Origin of the sequence: Qipengyuania pelagi, from assembly GCF_009827295.1 — a bacterium.
GTDB classification, from domain to species: Bacteria; Pseudomonadota; Alphaproteobacteria; order Sphingomonadales; family Sphingomonadaceae; genus Qipengyuania; species Qipengyuania pelagi.
The window spans coordinates 1,770,901-1,790,064 of the sequence record NZ_WTYD01000001.1 but is presented as its reverse complement, the minus strand read 5'-3'; the positions used below and the strand labels follow the sequence as shown (position 1 = coordinate 1,790,064).

General features: G+C 64.7%; 19 protein-coding genes and 1 tRNA gene. 7 read left to right on the top strand and 13 right to left on the bottom strand.

Annotated elements, in window-relative coordinates:
• Positions 1-2 precede the first annotated feature (2 nt).
• Positions 3-734 carry an Nmad3 family putative nucleotide modification protein gene (locus GRI47_RS08850; RefSeq protein WP_160660895.1) on the top strand — a complete coding sequence of 244 codons (732 nt, stop codon included), beginning with the start codon at positions 3-5 and terminating at the stop codon, positions 732-734.
• Positions 735-838: 104 nt separating this feature from the next.
• Here GRI47_RS08850 and mmsB read toward each other — a convergent pair whose 3' ends face one another.
• The 7 genes from mmsB to GRI47_RS08820 all read right to left on the bottom strand — a co-directional run bounded on the left by mmsB (position 839) and on the right by GRI47_RS08820 (position 7,457).
• On the bottom strand, positions 839-1,711 hold the full coding sequence (gene mmsB, locus GRI47_RS08845; protein WP_160660894.1) for a 3-hydroxyisobutyrate dehydrogenase: 873 nt from the start codon (positions 1,709-1,711) through the stop codon (positions 839-841).
• 137 nt (positions 1,712-1,848) lie between these two features.
• Positions 1,849-2,646, bottom strand: a complete 798-nt coding sequence (locus GRI47_RS08840; protein ID WP_160660893.1) for an enoyl-CoA hydratase-related protein — start codon at positions 2,644-2,646, stop codon at positions 1,849-1,851.
• A gap of 182 nt (positions 2,647-2,828) precedes the next feature.
• The gene (locus tag GRI47_RS08835; RefSeq protein ID WP_160660892.1) at positions 2,829-3,875 is read right to left on the bottom strand and encodes an enoyl-CoA hydratase/isomerase family protein; all 1,047 of its coding nucleotides are present in this window, start codon (positions 3,873-3,875) and stop codon (positions 2,829-2,831) included.
• A 6-nt stretch (positions 3,876-3,881) separates the two neighbouring features.
• The gene (locus GRI47_RS08830) at positions 3,882-5,027 is read right to left on the bottom strand and encodes an acyl-CoA dehydrogenase family protein (RefSeq protein WP_160660891.1); all 1,146 of its coding nucleotides are present in this window, start codon (positions 5,025-5,027) and stop codon (positions 3,882-3,884) included.
• Between the two features lie 72 nt (positions 5,028-5,099).
• Entirely contained in the window at positions 5,100-5,405 is a 306-nt protein-coding gene (locus tag GRI47_RS08825) for an I78 family peptidase inhibitor (protein ID WP_160660890.1), read from the bottom strand.
• Complete coding sequence (locus GRI47_RS14805) at positions 5,402-5,905, bottom strand: hypothetical protein (protein ID WP_202387217.1); 504 nt, start codon at positions 5,903-5,905, stop codon at positions 5,402-5,404. Before GRI47_RS14805 ends, GRI47_RS08825 begins: the two co-directional genes overlap by 4 nt.
• A gap of 43 nt (positions 5,906-5,948) precedes the next feature.
• Entirely contained in the window at positions 5,949-7,457 is a 1,509-nt protein-coding gene (locus GRI47_RS08820) for a CoA-acylating methylmalonate-semialdehyde dehydrogenase (RefSeq protein ID WP_160660889.1), read from the bottom strand.
• Positions 7,458-7,614: 157 nt separating this feature from the next.
• On the opposite strand from GRI47_RS08820, the gene GRI47_RS08815 reads away from it, so the two are divergent.
• From GRI47_RS08815 to GRI47_RS08795, 5 genes are all read left to right on the top strand, one after another.
• Positions 7,615-7,688, top strand: a tRNA-Gly gene (locus GRI47_RS08815).
• A 59-nt stretch (positions 7,689-7,747) separates the two neighbouring features.
• Positions 7,748-8,317 carry a hypothetical protein gene (locus GRI47_RS08810; RefSeq protein ID WP_160660888.1) on the top strand — a complete coding sequence of 190 codons (570 nt, stop codon included), beginning with the start codon at positions 7,748-7,750 and terminating at the stop codon, positions 8,315-8,317.
• 113 nt (positions 8,318-8,430) lie between these two features.
• On the top strand, positions 8,431-8,892 hold the full coding sequence (locus GRI47_RS08805; RefSeq protein WP_160660887.1) for a Dps family protein: 462 nt from the start codon (positions 8,431-8,433) through the stop codon (positions 8,890-8,892).
• Between the two features lie 48 nt (positions 8,893-8,940).
• Positions 8,941-9,558, top strand: coding sequence for a 6-phosphogluconolactonase (locus tag GRI47_RS08800; protein WP_160660886.1), 618 nt, complete (start codon positions 8,941-8,943; stop codon positions 9,556-9,558).
• Entirely contained in the window at positions 9,558-10,031 is a 474-nt protein-coding gene (locus tag GRI47_RS08795) for an NUDIX domain-containing protein (protein ID WP_160660885.1), read from the top strand. Before GRI47_RS08800 ends, GRI47_RS08795 begins: the two co-directional genes overlap by 1 nt.
• Positions 10,032-10,035: 4 nt before the next feature.
• Here GRI47_RS08795 and dinB read toward each other — a convergent pair whose 3' ends face one another.
• Positions 10,036-11,172 carry a DNA polymerase IV gene (gene dinB, locus GRI47_RS08790; protein ID WP_160660884.1) on the bottom strand — a complete coding sequence of 379 codons (1,137 nt, stop codon included), beginning with the start codon at positions 11,170-11,172 and terminating at the stop codon, positions 10,036-10,038.
• A 65-nt stretch (positions 11,173-11,237) separates the two neighbouring features.
• Between dinB and GRI47_RS08785 the strand changes: the two genes are divergently transcribed.
• Positions 11,238-12,503: a multidrug effflux MFS transporter gene (locus tag GRI47_RS08785; RefSeq protein ID WP_160661388.1), complete on the top strand. Its 1,266-nt coding sequence runs from the start codon at positions 11,238-11,240 to the stop codon at positions 12,501-12,503.
• 21 nt (positions 12,504-12,524) lie between these two features.
• Here the strand turns inward: GRI47_RS08785 and GRI47_RS08780 are convergent, their stop codons facing one another.
• The 5 genes from GRI47_RS08780 to crtY all read right to left on the bottom strand — a co-directional run bounded on the left by GRI47_RS08780 (position 12,525) and on the right by crtY (position 19,066).
• Positions 12,525-14,390 (bottom strand): acetyl/propionyl/methylcrotonyl-CoA carboxylase subunit alpha, encoded by a 1,866-nt coding sequence (locus tag GRI47_RS08780; protein ID WP_160660883.1) that lies wholly within the window; start codon positions 14,388-14,390, stop codon positions 12,525-12,527.
• A 48-nt stretch (positions 14,391-14,438) separates the two neighbouring features.
• Entirely contained in the window at positions 14,439-15,440 is a 1,002-nt protein-coding gene (locus tag GRI47_RS08775) for a phytoene/squalene synthase family protein (RefSeq protein WP_160660882.1), read from the bottom strand.
• A 32-nt stretch (positions 15,441-15,472) separates the two neighbouring features.
• Entirely contained in the window at positions 15,473-16,054 is a 582-nt protein-coding gene (locus GRI47_RS08770) for a TIGR00730 family Rossman fold protein (RefSeq protein WP_160661387.1), read from the bottom strand.
• A 262-nt stretch (positions 16,055-16,316) separates the two neighbouring features.
• Positions 16,317-17,879, bottom strand: a complete 1,563-nt coding sequence (locus GRI47_RS08765) for a phytoene desaturase (RefSeq protein WP_160660881.1) — start codon at positions 17,877-17,879, stop codon at positions 16,317-16,319.
• Complete coding sequence (crtY, locus tag GRI47_RS08760) at positions 17,876-19,066, bottom strand: lycopene beta-cyclase CrtY (RefSeq protein ID WP_160660880.1); 1,191 nt, start codon at positions 19,064-19,066, stop codon at positions 17,876-17,878. Before crtY ends, GRI47_RS08765 begins: the two co-directional genes overlap by 4 nt.
• Between the last annotated feature and the right edge of the window lie 98 nt (positions 19,067-19,164).

The following is a 19,164-nucleotide window of genomic DNA, read 5'->3' as shown; positions in this document are numbered from 1 at the left end:
GCATGAGGATCGTCTTCAGCCGCAAGGGGTTCGACAGCGGATCGGGCGGCGGACCCTCGCCGATCGTGGATGGCCCGAACGGCGGATTTCCGCTCAGCCTGCCGATCCCGGCGGGCGTGGCTTCGCGCACCAGCTATCGCGATCTCGGGCTGGGCGACCACGCCTCGCGCGCCAGCCGGGGCAGGGTCGGGCCGGAGGATTTGTGCCATCACGATCCGATGTTCCTCGATGACGGCACCTGCGCCTTCGGACAGGTCGGTGCCGCGCAGACCCATCTGGCCAACCAGGGCGTGGGGCAGGGCGACGTGTTCCTGTTCTTCGGCCTGTTCCGCAGGGACGGCGAGGCGCCGCACCACCGCATCTTCGGCTATCTGAAGATCGAGGAGATGATCTCGCTGGCGGAAAACGTGCCCGGCGATCTCGTCGCGCTCGGCCATCCGCACGCGCTCGCCATGCACGGGAGGAACGACACGATCTATCGCGGGCCGGGGCGCGTGGCGCGGACGGCGTGCGATGTGCTGCGCCTGACGGTCCCGGAAGGCCCGCTGACCCTGTGGAATCGACCGGGCTGGCTCAAGCCCGGAGGGTTGAGCTATCATGATCGCGCGGATCGCTGGCTGCCCGGCAAGCGGCTAAAGAGCGTCGCGCGCGGGCAGGAATTCGTCGCCGATATCGGCAGGCGTCGCGCCCCGCGCGAATGGCTCGAAGCGATCCTCGCCGCGATCCATGCCTGATCGTCATTGCGAGGAGACAAAGTCTCCGCGGCAATCCAGGGTGTTCGTGAATTGCCCTGGATTGCCGCGCGACCTTGCGGTCGCTCGCAATGACGGTGGTGGAATTACTTGTAGGTCTTGATAATCGCCGAGAAATCGAGCCCGCCATTGCCCGCGCCCGCGAAATCCTCGTAAAGCGAGGCGGCGCGCGCACCCAGCGGCACGGGGGCATCGGAATTTTCGGCTGCCTCCATCGCGAGCCGCAGATCCTTGAGCATCAGCGCGGTGGCGAAGCCGCCCTGATAGTCCTTGTCCGCCGGGCTCTCGACGCCCACGCCGGGTAGCGGGGTGTAGGCGTTGAGCGACCAGTTATAGCCCGAGGATTGCGACGAGATTTCGTAGAATTTCTGCGGATCAAGGCCCAATTTCTCGGCCATCTTCATCGCTTCGGACGTGCCGATCATGGTGATGGCGAGGAGCATATTGTTGCAGATCTTCGCCGTCTGCCCAGCTCCCGCATCGCCTGCGTGGATCACGGCCTTGCCCATGGCTTCGAGCACGGGTTTCGCGCGCTCGAACGCTTCCTCGCTTCCGCCGACCATGAAGGTCAGCGTACCGCCATTCGCCGCCGCGATCCCGCCGGAAACCGGCGCATCGACCATGGCATAGCCTGCGTTTTCGGCGGCCGCGATCGTCTCCTTCGCGGTGGCGACGTCAATGGTCGAACAGTCGAGCAGCACCGCGCCAGCCGGTGCGGTGCCGATGACGCTGCCCTCATAGACCGACTTCACGATCCCGCCATTGGGCAGCATGGTGACGACCGCCTCGACCTCCGCACAGGCCTCGCCCGCATCGGTGAAGGGTGTGCAGCCATTCGTCTTCGCGGCGTCGAGCGCGTCAGCGCTGAGGTCGAAGGCGTGCACCGAGTGCCCCGCCTTCACGAGGTTCGCGGCCATTCCGCCGCCCATATTGCCGAGGCCGATAAAGGCGATTTTCATGTTCTCTCTCCACTAAGCCCCTCCCCTTCAGGGGAGGGGTTGGGGTGGGGGATGTCAATCGAGGCTTGCTCCATGCCATTCCCCACCCCTCCGCCGCTTCGCGGCTCCTCCGCTCCCCTTCAGGGGAGGGGTTTGTTTTACCGCCCCTTCCACTTACCTTCGCGCTTCTCCACGAAGGCCGCCATGCCCTCCTTCTTGTCCTCGCTCGCGGCGAGGATCTGGAAGATGCGGCGTTCCACGATCAGGCCCTGATCGAGTGAAGTTTCGAAGGCGGCGTTGACCATTTCCTTGTTGGCGATCGCGGCCATGGGCGGCTTGCTGGCGATGGTCGCCGCGGTCTTGAGCGCGTCGCCCAGCAGCTCGTCATGCGGCACCACGCGCACCACCAGATTGCTGCGCTCCGCCTCTTCGGCGCCCATCATCCGGCCCGTCAGGCACATTTCCATCGCCTTGGACTTGCCGATCGCCTTGGTCAGGCGCTGCGATCCGCCCATGCCGGGCGCGACGCCGAGATTGATTTCGGGCTGGCCGAACTTGGCGTTCTCGCTCGCGATGATGAAATCGGCCATCATGGCCAGCTCGCATCCGCCGCCCAAGGCAAAGCCGTTCACCGCCGCGATCCAGGGCTTGCGCGTCTTCTTCACGATCTCGCTGGTCCAGGGGGCGAAGAAATCCTGGAGGTAGAAGTCGGCCGCTGCCTTCTCGCTCATCTCCTTGATGTCCGCGCCCGCCGCGAAGGCCTTTTCACCCGATCCGGTGAGGACAGCGCACAGCTGCGTCTCGTCGGCCTGATAGGCAGCGAACGCCTCGATCAGATCGTTCAGAACCTGCGAGTTCAGCGCATTCAGCGCCTTGGGGCGGTTGAGCGTAATGAGGGTGACGCCGGCATTGCCCTGCGCGTCGGTTTCGACGGTGATGGTTTCGTAATCGGCCATTTCAAACTCTCCATTCGTCATTGCGGGCGGCGCAGCCGCGCGGCAATCCAGGGCAGGCGCTCGATACGCTCTGGGTTGCTTCGCTCCGCTCGCATTGAGGAGCAGGCGAGCAATCCGCCCGGGTTACGGCGGCGGTGCCCCTCCACCACCTTCGGTGGTCCCCCTCCCCGGTGCGGGGAGGATCATAGAGGCGTCCACTCCTCGCCGTCGGGCAGCGGGGCGAAGATGCTGTCGAGCAGCTCCTCGCTCACTTCCTCGGGCGTGGGCGGGTTCCATTTGGGATCGTTGGTCTTGTCGACGATCACCGCGCGTACGCCTTCAGCGAAATCGGGTCGCACCAGCACGCGGCTGGCGATGCGGTATTCCATCCGCATATTGTCGGCGAAATCGGTGAGATCGGCGCTTTCCTTCAGCTGGCGCAGCGCCACCTTGCAGGTCTGCGGACTCTTGGTGCCGAGCGTGTCGCGCTCCTTGCGCGCCCAGTCGGTGTCCGCCGCTTCGAGACTGGCGAGGACGTCCTCGTAATCGTCGGAGGCGAAATGGCGCGCGATCTTGTCGGCATTCTCCTCGATCCGCGCCTTGGGCGGGCTGCCGACCATTTCGCTGAGCACGCCCGCGATCCGCCCCGGCTTGTCGAGGATACGCGCCTTGGCTTCCGCGATCATCTCGCTGGGCAGGTAATGCGTGGCGAGACCCGCCCACAGGCATTCCGCTCCGTCGAGGCGCGCGCCGGTCAGCGCCAGGAACTGGCCGAGCCGCCCGCCGAGCCGCGAGAGATGCCAGCCGCCGCCGACATCGGGAAACAGGCCGATGCCCGTTTCCGGCATGGCGAAGCGCGTATTCTCGGTCGCGACGCGGTATTTGCAGGGCAGCGCGATGCCGACCCCGCCACCCATGGTGACCCCGTCCATGAAAGCCACGATCGGCTTGCCGTAGGTCATCATCTGGTGGTTGAGCTGGTATTCGTCGTGGAAGAAGTTGCGCCCGCTTGTCCCCCCATCGTTGAGTGCGCTTTCCCGCAGCAAATTGATGTCGCCGCCCGCGCAGAACCCGCGCCCTTCGGCATGGTCGAGGATCACCGCCTCGATCGCATCGTCGTCCGCCCATTTCGCCAGCGCCGCGCTCATCGCGTGGCACATGTCGAGCGTCAGCGCGTGCAGCGCCTTGGGGCGGTTCAGGGAGATATGGCCGACCCGGCCATGGGTGTGGATCAAGATGTCGTCTGTCATATGTCTCTACTGCCGCAGCAGGTCCCGGCCCACGATCATGCGCATGACCTGATTGGTGCCTTCCAGGATCGAATGCACGCGCAGATCGCGCCAGAAGCGTTCGATCGGGTATTCCTTGAGATAGCCGTAGCCGCCGAACAATTGCAGCGCATCGTTCACGATCTTGCTGCCATTGTCGGTGGCGAGCCGCTTGGCCATGGCGGAGAAGCGCGACTTGTCGGGCGCGTTGTCGGTCACCTTGGCGGCGGCGAGATAGAGCAGGGCGCGCGAGGCCTCCAATTCGGTCGCCATGTCGGCGAGCATGAACTGGGTGTTCTGGAATTCGGCGATCTGCTGGCCGAATTGCTGGCGCTCTTTCGTATATTTGACCGCTTCGTCGAGGCAGCGCTGCGCCCCGCCCAGCGAGCAGGCGCCGATATTCAGCCGCCCGCCATCGAGGCCCATCATGGCGAAGCGGAAACCCTCACCCTCGTCGCCGACGCGGTTTTCGACCGGTACGCGCGCATCCTCGAAGATCACCTGCGCGGTGGGCGAGGCGTTCCAGCCGAGCTTCTTTTCCGGCTTGCCGAAGCTGACGCCCGGCGTGTCCTTGTCGATGACGAGGCAGGTGATGCCCTTGGTCTTGTGCTCGCCGGTGCGGACCATGGCGACATAGACGTCGTTATAGCCCGCGCCGGAGATGAACTGCTTGGTGCCGTTGAGGACGTAATGATCGCCGTCCCGCACCGCGCTGGTCTTGAGGCCCGCCGCGTCCGATCCGCTGCCGGGTTCGGTCAGCGCATAGCTCGCGATCCTGTCCATCGTGACGAGGTCGGGGAGATACTTGTCCTTGACGTGCTGGCCGCCGAACTGGTCGATCATCCAGCTCGCCATATTGTGGATCGAGATGAAGGCGCTGGTCGTGGGGCAGCCATAGGCCATCGCCTCCATGATCAGCGCAGCTTCAAGCCGCCCGAGGCCGATGCCGCCCGATTCCTCGCTGACATAGATCGCGCCGAAGCCGAGTTCGGCGGTCTGCTTGATCACGTCGATGGGGAAATGGCTGGTCTGGTCCCACTCCCCGGCATGGGGGGTGATATTGTCGGCGGTGAAGCGCTGCGCCATGTCCTGGATCGCGAGCTGGTCTTCGGTAAGCTGGAATTGTCCTGTCATGCGCGGGGCTCTAGCGCCGTCATGCGGGCGGGGGAAGGGGCGGGCCACTATGGGCCAACTGTCTACTCCCCTCTACCCACAGCGGATTTCGGTGATGCGCAGCTGGGCGTCATACATCACATTCACCCGGTCCTGGCGGAAATCCATGGTGAAGACGGAATCCGGCGGCCCCCAGCGTAGTGCCTGCGCGCCGGTTGCGGCGAGGATCGCGGCGCCGGTCTCCGAACTCGCGGTCTGGCCGATGAAACGCTGGGCGGGCTGGGCGGTGCACGTTCCGCCGGTGGTTCCGGCTTCTCGATCCTCGATGGGGCCGGGAACGCTCGCGCACCCGGCAAGAGCGAGTGACGAGGCGAGGATAGGGACGGCAAATCGGGTCATGATGGGCACCTCTTGCGGGGAATGGGCTGATACCGCGGATTGGTTTCGGTCTCGTAGGGCGTCAGGATCGCGCCGTCGTCGCTAAGCACATAGCGGCTGGTGACGGTCCAGGTCTCGCCTTCGCCAGCCATCGCGAGCGAGACGACGATGCTGTCGGGGCCTTCCGTTTCGACTGACGTGACCTCGCCAAGCGATTCGTAGAATTCGATCTCTTCGGCGCGGATATCCATCCTGAGATCGGATGCCGGGGCGCAGGTCCCTTCCGCATTGTCCCAGACGCCGCGAAAACGCGCCGGTATCGTGTCGGCCACTGCCATCGGAGGACCCGCGCCGTCACCGATTCCGCCATCGGGTTCGACCGGGATAGCCGACGCGGTTGCCACCGGGTCAGCGGGCGCTCGCGCATCGTCAGCACGGTCCGCATCCGCATCCGCATCGGAGCAGGCGGAGAGCATCGCAATCACCGAAAGGGCGGGCGCAAGACGGGCAAGGGTCCTCATGCCACTGCCAACGCACCGCCCTTTCGGTGTTTCCCGCTTCACCTTACCCCATGGTCGGGATGACGAAGGCGTTCGATCCATCGCCGCCGCCATCGGGCCAGCGCTGGGTGACCTTCTTGGTCTTGGTCCAGAACCGCAGGCCTTCCTGCCCGTACTGGTCGATATCGCCGAAGCCCGAACGCTTCCACCCGCCGAAGCTGTGATAGCTGACCGGAACCGGGATCGGCACGTTGATGCCGACCATGCCGACATTGACCCGGTGCGCAAATTCACGCGCGGCATGGCCGTTCCGCGTGAAGATGGCGACGCCATTCCCGTATTGATGCTCGCTGGGCAGGCGCACCGCCTCTTCGAAATCCTTGGCGCGCACGATCTGGAGGACGGGGCCGAAAATCTCTTCCTTGTAGCTTTCCATCTTCGTGGTCACGCGGTCGAGCAAGGTCGGGCCGACGAAGAAGCCGTCCTCATGCCCCTGCAAGGAGAAGCCGCGCCCGTCGATCACGACTTCGGCGCCTTCCTTTTCGGCGGTGTCGATCCACTTTTCGATCCGCGCCTTGTGTTCGGGCGTGACCACTGGGCCATAATGCGCGTCCTTGTCGGTCGAGACGCCGACGCGCAGGGCGTTGATCGCGGGGATCAGTTTCTCGCGCAGGCGATCGGCCGTATCCTCGCCCACCGGAACCACGACCGGCAGCGCCATGCAGCGCTCGCCCGCCGAGCCGAAGGCAGCGCCCGCCAGATCGTTCACCACCTGGTCGAGATCCGCGTCGGGCATCACGATGCCGTGGTTCTTGGCGCCACCGAATGCCTGGACGCGCTTGCCGTTCGCGGTGCCGCGCGAATAGATATATTGCGCGATGTCGGACGATCCGACGAAGCTGATCGCGGCGATATCCTGATGGTCGATGATCGCATCGACCATCTCCTTGTCGCCATGGACGACCTGTAAAAGGCCTTCGGGCGCGCCGGCTTCCACGAACAGTTCGGCGAGGCGCACAGGCACGCTCGGATCGCGCTCGCTGGGTTTCAGGATGAAGGCGTTGCCCGCCGCGATCGCCATGCCGAACATCCACATCGGGATCATGGCCGGGAAGTTGAACGGGGTGATGCCCGCCCCGATGCCGAGCGGCTGGCGCATCGAATAGACGTCGATCCCAGGTCCGGCGCCTTGCGTGTATTCGCCCTTCAGCGCCTGCGGAATGCCGCAGGCATATTCGATCACTTCGAGCCCGCGCTGCACGTCTCCATGCGCGTCGTCGACCACCTTGCCGTGCTCGCTGGCGAGCAGTTCGGCGAGTGCCTGCTTGTTCTCTTCGACCAGCCGCTTGAACTCAAACATGACGCGGGCGCGGCGTTGGGGATTGGTGGCGGCCCATTCGGGCTGGACCTTTTTCGCCGTCTCGACAGCTTTCGCGAGCAGGGCGGCATCGCCCAGCGGCACCTCGGCCTGGACTTCGCCGGTGGACGGGTTCCAGACCTTATGGGTGCGGCCGCTGCCGCTGCCGTCTGCCCCACCGCTGTGGCCGGAAATGACGTGATCGATAAAACGCATGATACTCTCCTCTGGCCGCGCTCTCGCCGCACGGCGGCGCGAAATCAAGCTCTCGCCCTGTCAAAGCCTCCCGGCCATGCGTGTTCCGCGATCCATGCAGGCGCTCGCTCGATCCCGATTGACGCGCGCAATCCCGCACGGCAAAGGGCGGCGGTACGCGGGTATGATGTAATGGTAGCCTGCCAGCTTCCCATGCTGGACGCGCGAGTTCGATTCTCGCTACCCGCTCCATCTCGAAATGATCGGACCCTCTCTCGCAATACCCTGCCGTGTCGGGCATAGGGCTGGGCATGAGCGGAAGTTTCTTCATCGCCCTGGTGCTGGCCTTTCTCACCGCCATCGGCGGGAGGGACCAGCTGCTGATCGCCCGCCTGCGCGCCGCGAACGGATCACGTGGCGGTCTGCCGCTCTTGGTGACCGGCATAGCCTGCGCACTGGCTACCGGGGCGCTGGCCGCGTGGGCGGGCGGCTATGTCGATGCGATGATATCGGACGCGGCGGAGACCATGCTGGTCGCCTTCGCGCTCGGTCTGGCCGGCGTCGAATTGTTGTGGCCGAATCGTGAGAAGCACATGCTCGAGCCGACCCGTTCGCTGGGCGCGATCGGGCTGGTCTTGCTGGCGCGCCAGGTATCGGACGGCCCGCGTTTCGTGATCTTCGCTCTGGCGGCGAACAGCGGAGCGCCACTGCTGACCGGGATCGGCGGAGCCTTGGGCGGAGCCCTTGCAATTGTCCTGGGATGGTCGCTCGCCGATACGCTGGAAAGCCTGCCATTGAGGCCCGTCCGGCTCGGCTTTGGGATCATAGCCCTTATCAGCGCGGTGGTGATCGGCCTGACCGCTAGAGGTATTGTCGTCTGATCGATCATATCGATCACCGCGATGCGCAAACCGGCTGAAACAACCCGTTTGCTTGCTCGTTATCGCAGTGAACATCGAAACATTCCAACACCAAGAACCAAACGAGGATTTCCATGGCCGAACTGGGCAGCAATTCGAAAACCGCGCTTGTCACCGCTCTCAACGGCGCGCTTGCCGACACGCTCGCGCTCTATCTCAAGACCAAGAACTTCCACTGGCACGTCGCCGGTCCGCGCTTTCGCGACCTGCACCTGCTGTTCGACGAACAGGCCGCGCAATTGCTCGGCACGGTGGACGATATCGGCGAGCGCGTGCGCAAGAACCACGAATATACGCTGACCTCGATTGGCTCGGTCGCCAAGCATACGCAGATCGAGGATCAGGACGATGTCACGATCACGGCCGATGCGATGGTCATCGAACTGCGCGATGGCAACAAGCTGCTTCACAAACGTCTGAAGGAAGTGAAGGAAGCGGCGGAAGAAGCGGGTGACAATGCAACCAGTGGCGTCGTCGACGATTGGGCCGACCAGTGCGAAGAACGTATCTGGTTTCTTAACCAGACAGCCAAATAATGGCCGAGACGGGTTGGCGCGGAAGATGAACGGGCCTAACGCTTGGTCATGACAGGGCGCCGAATCCGTAACGGAAATACCGACGAGGCCATCGCCGAGTGGTTGGCCGAAAGATTGGAAAGGGCGTTCGAGCGCGAGGGACCCGTGACGATCACGGTTCCGGGCGGATCGACGCCCTTTCCCATTATCGAGCACTTGATCGATCGTGATCTGCCGTGGAATCGGCTCGTTGTATGGCCGAATGACGATCGCATCGTGCCCGAGGATCATCCGGCCAGCAACACGGGCAAATTGCGCCAACAGTTCGAGAAGGCCGGGGCCGAAGTCGCCACTCTCACCATTATGGAGCAGGTGCCGCATTTCGCCCTGGCCTGGGTCGGAATGGGCGCAGACGGGCACACCGCTTCGCTGTTTCCCAACACCGATCCCCGGATCGACGAGGAACGCTCGATCCTGCGGCTAACGCCCGATCCGCTCCCGCCCGAAGCGCCGTTCGACCGCATCAGCCTGACCCTGCCCGCGCTTCTCGATAGCGACGAGATTGTGGTGGTTGCGCGGGGGGACGACAAACGGACGGTGCTCGATGCCGCGCTTGCGGGCGAAAGCGACCTGCCCATCGCGCGCCTGTTCGGGGCCGCACGACAGCCGGTCACGGTGTTCACCTGATGCCCGATCGGATGCGGTGGGGGCTGATGCGCGTCGCCCACACGCTGCGGCATCGCTGGCGCCAATGGCGCAAGACCCCGCTCGAGGGCGTTTCGATGATCGCGCGCGACCTCGACGGGCGCATTCTCCTCGTACGCCATAGCTACGGACCGCGCGCTTGGTATTTTCCCGGCGGCGGGATCAGGAAAGGGGAAACCCCCGAAGAGGCGGCGGGGCGTGAGTTGAAAGAAGAAACGGGCTGCGAATGCGATGGCGTCTTCCTCGTCGGCCGATTCGAGGAGGAGGTTTCGGGATCACCGCACACGGCTTACGTCGTGACCTGCGTGACGCACGACGTACCGCGCCCCGATCGGCGCGAGGTGGTCGAAGCGCGCTTCTTCCCGACCCATTCCCTGCCCGAGCCGCTGAGCCCCCACACCGCCGCCCGGCTGCGTTTCTTCCAGGACCCGCGCAACATTGTCCGCGGCGCCTGAGCGGCTAGAGCAGCGAAAGCTGGGCGGCGCGTGCCGCCTTCTCGCGCCGCGATCCCTTTTCGACCCCTTCCAGCGACGACAGGGTCAGGCCCATCAGGCGGATCGGGCGTGGGAGCGGCAATTCGCTTTCCAGCAATTCGCGCCCGATCGCGGCGAATTCCGCCTTGTCGGCGACCAGATGCGGCACTGATTTCGCCCGCGTGTTGAGCGTGAAGTCGTTGTATTTGAGCTTCAGCGTCACCGTGCGCCCACGCGCCTGCGCCCGCTCGATCCGCTCCCACACGATGTCGACGATCCGCTCCAGGGTCTCGCGCAATTCATCCGGCGCGTGCTGGTCCTGATGGAAGGTGCGCTCTCCCCCCACCGATTTGCGCGTGCGGCTGGACCGGACCGGCCTCAGGTCGATACCCCGCGCCGCGCGATAGAGATACTCGCCGAAGCTGCCGAAATTCGCCGTCAGCCACGCCAAGTCCTTCGCCGCGAGATCGGCACCCGTCGCGATGCCGAGCCGCTGCATCTTCTCTTCCGCGCGCGGGCCGACCCCATGAAAGCGGCGGATCGGGAGCGACTGGACGAAATCCGCGCCCATGCCCGGTCGGATCACGCAAATGCCGTCCGGCTTGTTCTGGTCGCTGGCGAGCTTGGCGAGGAATTTGTTGTAGCTTACGCCCGCGCTGGCGGTGAGCTGGGTCTTGGCGCGGATTTCCTGCCGGATCATCTGCGCGATGCGCGTCGCCGTGCCAATGCCGAGCCGATCCTCGGTCACGTCGAGATAGGCTTCGTCGAGGCTCAGGGGTTCGACGAGGTCGGTATGGTGGTGGAAAATGGCGCGGATCTGTTGCGAGACCTCGCGATAGACGTCGAACCGGCTCTTGCAGAAGACGAGATCGGGGCACAGCCGCTTGGCGGTGACGCTGGGCATGGCGCTCTTCACGCCGAATTTGCGCGCCTCGTAACTGGCGGCGGCGACCACGCCGCGCCCGCTCGATCCGCCGACGGCGACCGGGCGCCCGCGCAGCTCGGGATTATCGCGCTGTTCGACGCTGGCGAAGAAGGCGTCCATGTCGACATGGATGATCTTGCGCAACCCGCTGCTGGGCCCATCATCGTCATGATCGTTGTCGGAAGCGCAATCGCCCATGCAGGAATAGATAGCGAGCCGAGTTGCAAATCGGAACCTTTGCCGCCACCTGACGCTTTGTGCAGATGCGAACGGAACAGCTAGCGACGGGCGAGCGCCCGAAGGCCGAAGCGGCCAGGCGCCCCCAGATCAGCGAGCGTTCGCTGATCTGGATGATGGCGCTGCTGATGGCGCTGAACGCTTTCGGCATCGATTCCATCCTCCCCGCGCTCGACAATCTGGCGAACGCGCTTGGAGCGGAAGGGAACAGCCGCCAGTTCATCGTCGGGGCCTATCTGATCTGTGCGGGCATCGGCGCGCTGGTGCCCGGCAGCTTCGCCGACCGCTATGGGCGGCGCCCGGTCCTGTTCGTCGGCCTCGGCGTCTATATCGCGCTGTCGATCGCCTGTTCGCTGGCGACCGATTTCATCACGCTTGTCGTACTGCGCGCTATCCAGGGTTTCGGTGCGGCAGCGATCATCGCCCTTCCGCCCGCCATCATCCGCGACCGCGTGGGCGGCGACAAGATGGCGCGGATGATGAGCCTGATCTTCGTCATCTTCCTGATCGTGCCCGCGATCGCGCCGACGATCGGGCAGGGCATTCTGGAGATCGCGGGGAACTGGCGCTGGATTTTCGCTGCCATGGCTGCGGCAGGGGTGGTGATGGCGATCTGGGTCTATACCAGCCTGCCTGAAACGCTCCACGAGGATGACCGGGTGCCGATCCGCCTGCCGGTGATCGTGCGCAATATGCGCCATTCGCTGACGCTGCGCGAGACGATTGGTTACACGCTCGGCAGCGCGCTGGTGTTCGGCGGCCTGTTCGGCTTCATCAATTCCTCGCAGCAATTGATCGGCGAAGCCTTCAATGCGGGCGATCTCTTCCCGCTGATCTTCGCCATGTGCGCGGGCGCGATGTCGATCGCGAACTGGTCGAACAGTCGCATCGTCGAGAGATTCGGCGCGCGGCGGGTAAGCCATGCCGCCCTGTTCATCTTCATCGCGGTCGCGGCGGCGCAATTGTGGTTCGCCAACCAGCCGGACGAGAGCCTGTGGACCTTCGTGCCCCTGATGGCCGCGAACATGGCGCTGCTCGGCTTCATCGGCGCGAATTTCGGGTCGATCGCGATGGAGCCGTTCAAGCATATCGCGGGCGCCGCCAGCTCGGCGCAGAGCTTCCTGCGCCTGACGACCGGGGCGGGGCTGGGGGCGCTGATCGGGTTCATGTATGACGGGACCGCGCGCCCGCTGGCGACGGCGTTGCTGATCACCGCCGTGTTGAGCCTGATCTTCGTCCTGTTCAGTGAAAAGGGCGAATTGTTCGGCGAGCCGCGGCCCGAAGCACAGTAACCGCACCGTTTGCCGGCCAATTCAGGCTTCGGGCTCCACCACCGCCAGCACCGTTTCGACCTGCACCTGCCCGCCTTCGCTGGCGTTCAATTCGGTGACGGTCCCGTCGAACGGCGCCGTCATCGCGTGTTCCATCTTCATCGCCTCGAGCACCATCAGCCGCTGTCCTGCGGTGACTGTGTCGCCTTCCTTGACGTCGACCGCGATGACCTTGCCCGGCATGGGGGCAAGAATCGCGCCATCGGCGGCGGAGGCGGCGCCGGAGCCACGCGTTTCGGTTTCGAACCCGAATGCCTGACCGTTATCGAACACGACGATACGACCGCCCTCGGCAAAGCCCGTCAGCGAAGGTTCGAACGGCGTGTCGTCCAGTTCGACGAGATGCGTCTTGCCACGATGGGACAGCGCGACCGCATGGTGCGGCGCACGGTTCAGGCGGAAGCCCGCCAGCTCCTCGGGCTGGTCGTCATTCGCCACCATCGCGATCCGCGCTGCGCCGCGAAGCACGGCATCGTCGGGTTCGCCTGACGGAATGAGTGCGTCGCCCTTTTCGGCGATGAAGCCCGTATCGAGGCGTTCGGCGATGAAATCATTGTCGGACAGGGCGTTGGCGATGAAGGCGGCATTGGTCCGCACGGGCCAGACCTCGGCTGTCTCGGCCATTTCGACCAGAGTGTCGATCGCATCGTCGCGATCTTCGCCCCAGGCGACCAGCTTGGCGATCATCGGATCATAATGGGGTGAAATTTCGTCGCCTTCCTCGACACCGGTTTCGATGCGGCCTTCTACGCCGAGATCGAGCCAGTCGAGCGGGCCGGTGCTGGGCAGGAACCCGCTTGAGGGGTCTTCGGCATAGAGCCGCGCTTCGATCGCGTGGCCGTTTATCGCCAATTCCTCCTGCGCCATCGGGATCGCCTCGCCGCTCGCCACGCGCAGCTGCCATTCGACCAGATCGACGCCAGTAATCTCCTCGGTGACCGGATGTTCGACCTGCAAGCGGGTGTTCATTTCCATGAAAAAGATGCGGTCCGCCCGCAGGCCTTCGCTGGCGTCGGCGATGAATTCGATCGTGCCCGCGCCTTCGTAATCGACCGCCTTGGCGGCGCGCACGGCGGCGGCGCAAAGCTCTTCGCGCGTTACCTCATCCATGCCGGGGGCGGGGGCTTCCTCGATCACCTTCTGGTGGCGGCGCTGTAGCGAGCAGTCGCGTTCGAACAGGTGAACGACATTGCCGTGACTGTCGCCGAACACCTGCACCTCGATATGGCGGGGGGAGGTGATCCACTTTTCGAGCAGGACCTCATCGTTCGAGAAGCTGGCCTTCGCCTCGCGCTTGCAGCTTTGCAGCATCTCTTCGAACTGCGCCGCATCGTCGACCTTGCGCATCCCCTTGCCGCCGCCGCCGGCGACAGCCTTGATGAGGACGGGATAGCCGATCGCGTCTGCTTCTGCCTTCAGCCTTTCAGGACTCTGATCTTCGCCATCATAGCCGGGCGTGACGGGAACGCCCGCCTCGCGCATCAATTTCTTGGCTGCGTCCTTCAATCCCATCGCATCGATGCTGGACGGTTTCGGGCCGACCCAGATCAGCCCCGCATCGATCACGGCCTGAGCGAAACCCGCATTCTCGCTCAGGAACCCGTAACCGGGATGGATCGCATCGGCCCCGGTATCCTTCGCTGCGGCGATGATCTTTTCGCCGACCAAATAGCTTTCGGCAGCGGGCGAGGGGCCGATATGCACCGCTTCGTCCGCCTGTCGCACATGCAAGGCCTTGGCGTCGGCATCGGAATAGACCGCGACCGTGGCGATCCCCATGTCGCGCGCGGTGCGAATGATACGGCAGGCGATCTCGCCGCGATTGGCGATAAGAAGCTTTTGGATCATGCGGTTCGGCTAGCCCGCATGGGGACAAAAGCCAACTCCTCTGGCGACCTACCAGCCCGCGACGGGGCGATAATCGTGGCGGGTCCAGATGATCGGCTCGTCCGGGCCGTCCGGGCGGTTGACGATCGCCTGGCCCAAAGCGGCAAAGACGTGCCAGGCCTTTTCGTACCCCGGCACCACGACACGGCGGTCCCAGGCCAATTGCCCGCGATCGAGCACCTTGCGCCCGATCGCACCATAGATATTCGCCGCCGCAAGCACCGCCCAGCGCTGGCGGAACCGCAACCGCTTCGCGCCGAGGCGAGCCGCCGCCTCGTGCTTCTCCATCAAAGCGATCAGGCGCGGCATCAGGCTGGCGAGCATGAAACGATTGTCGGGAAGCGCGTGCTCGCCCTGTTCCCAGCCCTTTTCCGCCAGCCATTCGGCGGGGAGATAGCAGCGCCCGGAATCGGCGTCCTCGACGATGTCGCGCGCGATATTCGCCATCTGAAAGGCGAGGCCCAGATCGCACGCCCGGTCGAGCGTGTCGCCGTCATCGTCCGGCACGTCCATCACCTTGGCCATCATCACTCCGACGGCGCCCGCGACGTGATAGCAATAGCGCAGCATATCGCGCTCATTGGTGGGCGCCCAGCCGGTGGCGTCGAGGGCAAAGCCCGAGATCACGTCGTTCGCCATGTCCGGCGTCAGATTGCACTCGTCGGCGACGAGGCCGAAGCCGTCGAAGGCCGGATCGGCGGTGGGCTGTTCGGCAAAGGCGCGGCGGGTGAGGACGCGGATTCCCTGAACGCGGTCTTCCGCGCTCTTGAGATCGCCCTGATCGCCCCCTCTTGGTTGAATGGGCGGGCCGCCCTTGTCCTGATTGTCGGCGATATCGTCACACCGGCGGCACCAGGCGTAGAGCAGCCAGGACCGTTCGCGCGTCCTCTGGTCAAACAGCTTGGACGCGGCGGCGAAGCTTTGCGAGCCTTCCTCGATCGCCTTTTTGGCCTGCGCCACCATGGACGCGCGATCGCGCCCCCCGCCCGCCTGGACGGGGGTATCGCGCATATAGCGCGAGGAGACGAGGGGACGCTCGGTGGTCAGAGGTCGGAGGCCTTCATGTTGAAGATCGGCGTGTGGGGCTCGTAGCTTTCCATTTGGTCGAGCAAATTGCCTAACGTGTGGGCGGCAAGGATGATCCCCTGATGCGCGGGCCGCACGAAGCCCACCTCCGCCATGTGGCGATTGAAGGCGATCAGATGGTCGTAGAACCCGAACGCGTTGAGGAGGCCGACCGGCTTGGTGTGATAGCCAAGCTGTGCCCAGCTGACCGCTTCCCACAATTCGTCCATTGTCCCCACACCGCCGGGAATGGTGATGAACCCATCGCTGAGATCGGTGAATTTCTGCTTGCGCTCGTGCATCCCGCCAACGGTGTGGAGTTCGGTGCAGTCGTGATTGGCGACCTCCGAATTGGCGAGCGCTTCGGGGATCACCCCGATCACCTCACCCCCGTGATCGAGCGCGCCTTTCGCGATAGCGCCCATCAATCCGAGCCTGCCGCCGCCATAGACGACCCCGATCCCGCGCTGCGCCAGCGCCGCACCGACATCGCGTGCGAGTTCGATATAACGCGGATCGGATGGCGTGGCCGATCCGCAGTAGATGGCGAGGCGTTTTATGGGGCGCTTCATTTGGGGCGGTGTTCCGAGTATAAAGGTAAGGGTTCTTAACGCTCACAGAGGCGCAGAGGCGCGGAGAGGTCGTGCTGGCGGCGAAGCCGCTTCTCATTTGCTATCGTTCCACCAATCAAGCGGTGACAGGATACGAATACTGCTGCGACCCAGTGGAACCGCTCTGCGCCTCTGCGCCCCTGTGAGCGTATGAATAGACCGCCGTGCTCGCTTATGCGCGGCACATAAATTTTGCGCTGCATCAGCCCCGTCATCCCACCAGATCCTCCACCATCAGCCCCGCCGTCGCCTTGGCGCTGCCGACCACGCCGGGTATGCCCGCGCCAGGATGGGTGCCCGCGCCGACGAGGTAGAAATTGTCGATTACGTCGTCACGATTATGGCCACGAAACCACGCGCTCTGCGTGAGGACCGGTTCGAGGCTGAAGGCGCTGCCGACATGGGCGTTGAGGTCGGTGGCGAAATCCTTCGGCGTGTAGTGGAACTTGGTCACGATCCGGTCGTGAATGTCGGGGATCAGTCGCCGCCCGAGCTCGTCCAGCACGCGCTTTTCCAACTGCTTGCCCATCTCCTCCCAATCGACCGCCAGCTTGCCCATATGGGCCACGGGCACGAGCGCGTAGAAGGTGCTCATCCCTTCCGGTGCCATGGCGGGATCGGTCACGCTCGGGTGGTGGAGGTAGATCGAGAAATCCGCCGGCAGAACGCCGCCGCCGTAAATATCGTCGAGCAGCCCCTTATAGCGCGGGCCGAACAGGATCATGTGGTGCGGGATACCCGGCCACGCGCCTTCGAGGCCGAAATGGACGACGAACAGGCTGGGCGAAAAGCTCTTGCGCGACAGGCTCTTGGCGTAATCCGCGCCGCGCTTGGACTGGCCCAGAAGATCCTTGTAGCTGTGCATGATATCGGCATTGCTGGCGACCGCGTCGAAGCGCTGCTTGAAGCCGGATCGGGTCTCGACCTCGGTCGCGCGGGTGCCGAGCGTGTGGATGCGTTCCACCGGGTCGTCCAGCCGGACCGTGCCGCCCAGGCGCTCGAAATGGGTGACCATCGCCGCGATCAGCCGGTTGGTGCCGCCCTTGGCCCACCACACGCCGCCATCCTTTTCCAGCTTGTGGATCAGGGCGTAGATCGCGCTGGTCTTCATCGGATTGCCGCCGACCAGCAGGGTGTGGAAGCTGAACGCCTCGCGCAGCTTCTCGTCCTCGATGAAATGCGACACCATCGAATAGACGCTGCGCCAGGCCTGTTTCTTGGCTAGCGCGGGCGCGGCCTTCAGCATCGACTTGAAATCGAGGAAGGGGACGTGGCCCAGCTTGACGTAGCCGTCCTCGTAGACGCCCGCGCTGTATTCGAGGAAGCGCTGGTATCCGGCGACGTCGGCGGGATTGATCTTGGCGATCTCGTCGAACAGATTGTCCTCGTCGTTCGAATAATCGAACAGCGTCCCGTCGGGCCATTGCAGGCGATAGAATGGCATGACGGGGACGAGCTCGATATCCTCGGCCATGTCGTGGCCCGAAAGCGCCCAGAGTTCGCGAAGGCAGTCGGGATCGGTGATGACGGTCGGCCCGCCGTCGAAGGTGAAGGTCCCGGCGTCGGTGGCCCGCTCCCACACGTAAGCCCGGCCACCCGGCTTGTCGCGGCCCTCGATCACGGTGGTGGCGATCCCTGCCGATTGCAGCCGGATCGCCAGCGCCAACCCGCCGAATCCCGCTCCGACGACGCAAGCGGTCTTGCCGGTGGGGGTCACGGGAGAGGAGGGGCCGGTAGAGGAGGAGGGGGCGGTTTCTACGGTCGGGGCGTTCATGAATTGTCACCTTGGACGAGCGGGGCGCCTTTGCCAAGCAGGGCGGCCACTGCGCGGCGGACGGGGACGGGCGGCTTTCCCGAAAGAATGCGGAGCTTGTCGAGCGGGGACGATTGCGCGGCGTAGAACCGTTCGATCAGGGGTTCGGGAAGCGTGTAGAAACGTTCGAAAATGCGATAGCGTTCCTGCGGTTCGGCGGCATCGAACAGCATCTTGCCGAGCAGGCGGTAATAGCCGGTCGCCCGCCAGTGCTCGCGGGCGCGCGCGGCGAGGAAATCGGCGAGCTGCGCGCCGTCCATCCGTCCCACTGCCGCCGCGATGGCGAGCGCGTTGCGGACCGCGATCGGGACGGTGTAGCTGGTGAGCGGGTGGACGAAACCGCCGCGTGCGCCCGCAAGCGCCACGCCGTCCCGTTCAAGCGTCGCACGATAGCCCGCGAAGTCGCCTCCGGTGATGACGGGCAAGAGGCCGGTTTCCTCGTGCACGACCTCGCCCTGCCAGCCGTTCTGGTCGCAATACTCGGCGATCCGCTGTCTCAGCGCGGGCGCGTCGAGCTGGGCGCGGTCCTGATAATAGGTGTCTTCGAGAAACAGCTCTGTATTCGACAGAGGCAGGAGATAGAGGAACCGGTAGCCGCCGATCTGTTCGACCGTCGCATCCATGATGACGGGCCGTTCGATCCCGTGCGGTGCGTCCATCTGGCGATGCTGGCCGAGGAAGACCTGCCATCCCCCGGTAAGATCGGGCGAGGGGGCCGGGTCGCGGCAATCGATCACGCGGCGCGCGGCGATGGTCCGTCCATCTTCCAGCGTGACTCGATCGGCTGTGAGGCTCTGAGCGCGCGAATTGAGATGCAGGGCGCTTTGCGGCAGCAATCTGCGCAGGCCCGCGTCGAAATCCCGGCTGTCGAGCGAGCGGTAGTCGGCGGAGAGATGCCGGGTGAGATCGGGGAAGCGGACCTCGTTCCCGCCCGTCCATGTCTTGGCCCGGAACGCGCCCATCAGCGCGTAGCCTTCCGGCCCCAGATCGCTGTCGAACCAGCTCCAGCGGTGATTGCCGCCGAACACGTCGCCCGCCTCGACCAGCGCGATCTCCATGGCGGGGTTCGCGCGATGCGCGGCGAGGGCGATCAGGCCACCGGCCAATCCGCCGCCGACGATAGCGAGATCGATGGGAGAAGCGCTCATCGCCCGATCCGGTAGGCGCAGCAGGGTCCGGCGGCAATCTTTCGATCACCCGATTCCTCGCGCCGGCAGGAACGCAACGCGCGGTAACCCGTTACGCG

What these genes read in the sequence shown, in the direction of transcription:
- GRI47_RS08850 (WP_160660895.1), top strand. Translation starts at nt 3, where the DNA reads ATGAGGATCGTCTTCAGCCGCAAGGGGTTCGACAGCGGATCGGGCGGC.
- mmsB (WP_160660894.1), bottom strand. Translation starts at nt 1,711, where the DNA reads ATGAAAATCGCCTTTATCGGCCTCGGCAATATGGGCGGCGGAATGGCC.
- GRI47_RS08840 (WP_160660893.1), bottom strand. Translation starts at nt 2,646, where the DNA reads ATGGCCGATTACGAAACCATCACCGTCGAAACCGACGCGCAGGGCAAT.
- GRI47_RS08835 (WP_160660892.1), bottom strand. Translation starts at nt 3,875, where the DNA reads ATGACAGACGACATCTTGATCCACACCCATGGCCGGGTCGGCCATATC.
- GRI47_RS08830 (WP_160660891.1), bottom strand. Translation starts at nt 5,027, where the DNA reads ATGACAGGACAATTCCAGCTTACCGAAGACCAGCTCGCGATCCAGGAC.
- GRI47_RS08825 (WP_160660890.1), bottom strand. Translation starts at nt 5,405, where the DNA reads ATGACCCGATTTGCCGTCCCTATCCTCGCCTCGTCACTCGCTCTTGCC.
- GRI47_RS14805 (WP_202387217.1), bottom strand. Translation starts at nt 5,905, where the DNA reads ATGAGGACCCTTGCCCGTCTTGCGCCCGCCCTTTCGGTGATTGCGATG.
- GRI47_RS08820 (WP_160660889.1), bottom strand. Translation starts at nt 7,457, where the DNA reads ATGCGTTTTATCGATCACGTCATTTCCGGCCACAGCGGTGGGGCAGAC.
- GRI47_RS08810 (WP_160660888.1), top strand. Translation starts at nt 7,748, where the DNA reads ATGAGCGGAAGTTTCTTCATCGCCCTGGTGCTGGCCTTTCTCACCGCC.
- GRI47_RS08805 (WP_160660887.1), top strand. Translation starts at nt 8,431, where the DNA reads ATGGCCGAACTGGGCAGCAATTCGAAAACCGCGCTTGTCACCGCTCTC.
- GRI47_RS08800 (WP_160660886.1), top strand. Translation starts at nt 8,941, where the DNA reads ATGACAGGGCGCCGAATCCGTAACGGAAATACCGACGAGGCCATCGCC.
- GRI47_RS08795 (WP_160660885.1), top strand. Translation starts at nt 9,558, where the DNA reads ATGCCCGATCGGATGCGGTGGGGGCTGATGCGCGTCGCCCACACGCTG.
- dinB (WP_160660884.1), bottom strand. Translation starts at nt 11,172, where the DNA reads ATGGGCGATTGCGCTTCCGACAACGATCATGACGATGATGGGCCCAGC.
- GRI47_RS08785 (WP_160661388.1), top strand. Translation starts at nt 11,238, where the DNA reads ATGCGAACGGAACAGCTAGCGACGGGCGAGCGCCCGAAGGCCGAAGCG.
- GRI47_RS08780 (WP_160660883.1), bottom strand. Translation starts at nt 14,390, where the DNA reads ATGATCCAAAAGCTTCTTATCGCCAATCGCGGCGAGATCGCCTGCCGT.
- GRI47_RS08775 (WP_160660882.1), bottom strand. Translation starts at nt 15,440, where the DNA reads ATGCGCGATACCCCCGTCCAGGCGGGCGGGGGGCGCGATCGCGCGTCC.
- GRI47_RS08765 (WP_160660881.1), bottom strand. Translation starts at nt 17,879, where the DNA reads ATGAACGCCCCGACCGTAGAAACCGCCCCCTCCTCCTCTACCGGCCCC.
- crtY (WP_160660880.1), bottom strand. Translation starts at nt 19,066, where the DNA reads ATGAGCGCTTCTCCCATCGATCTCGCTATCGTCGGCGGCGGATTGGCC.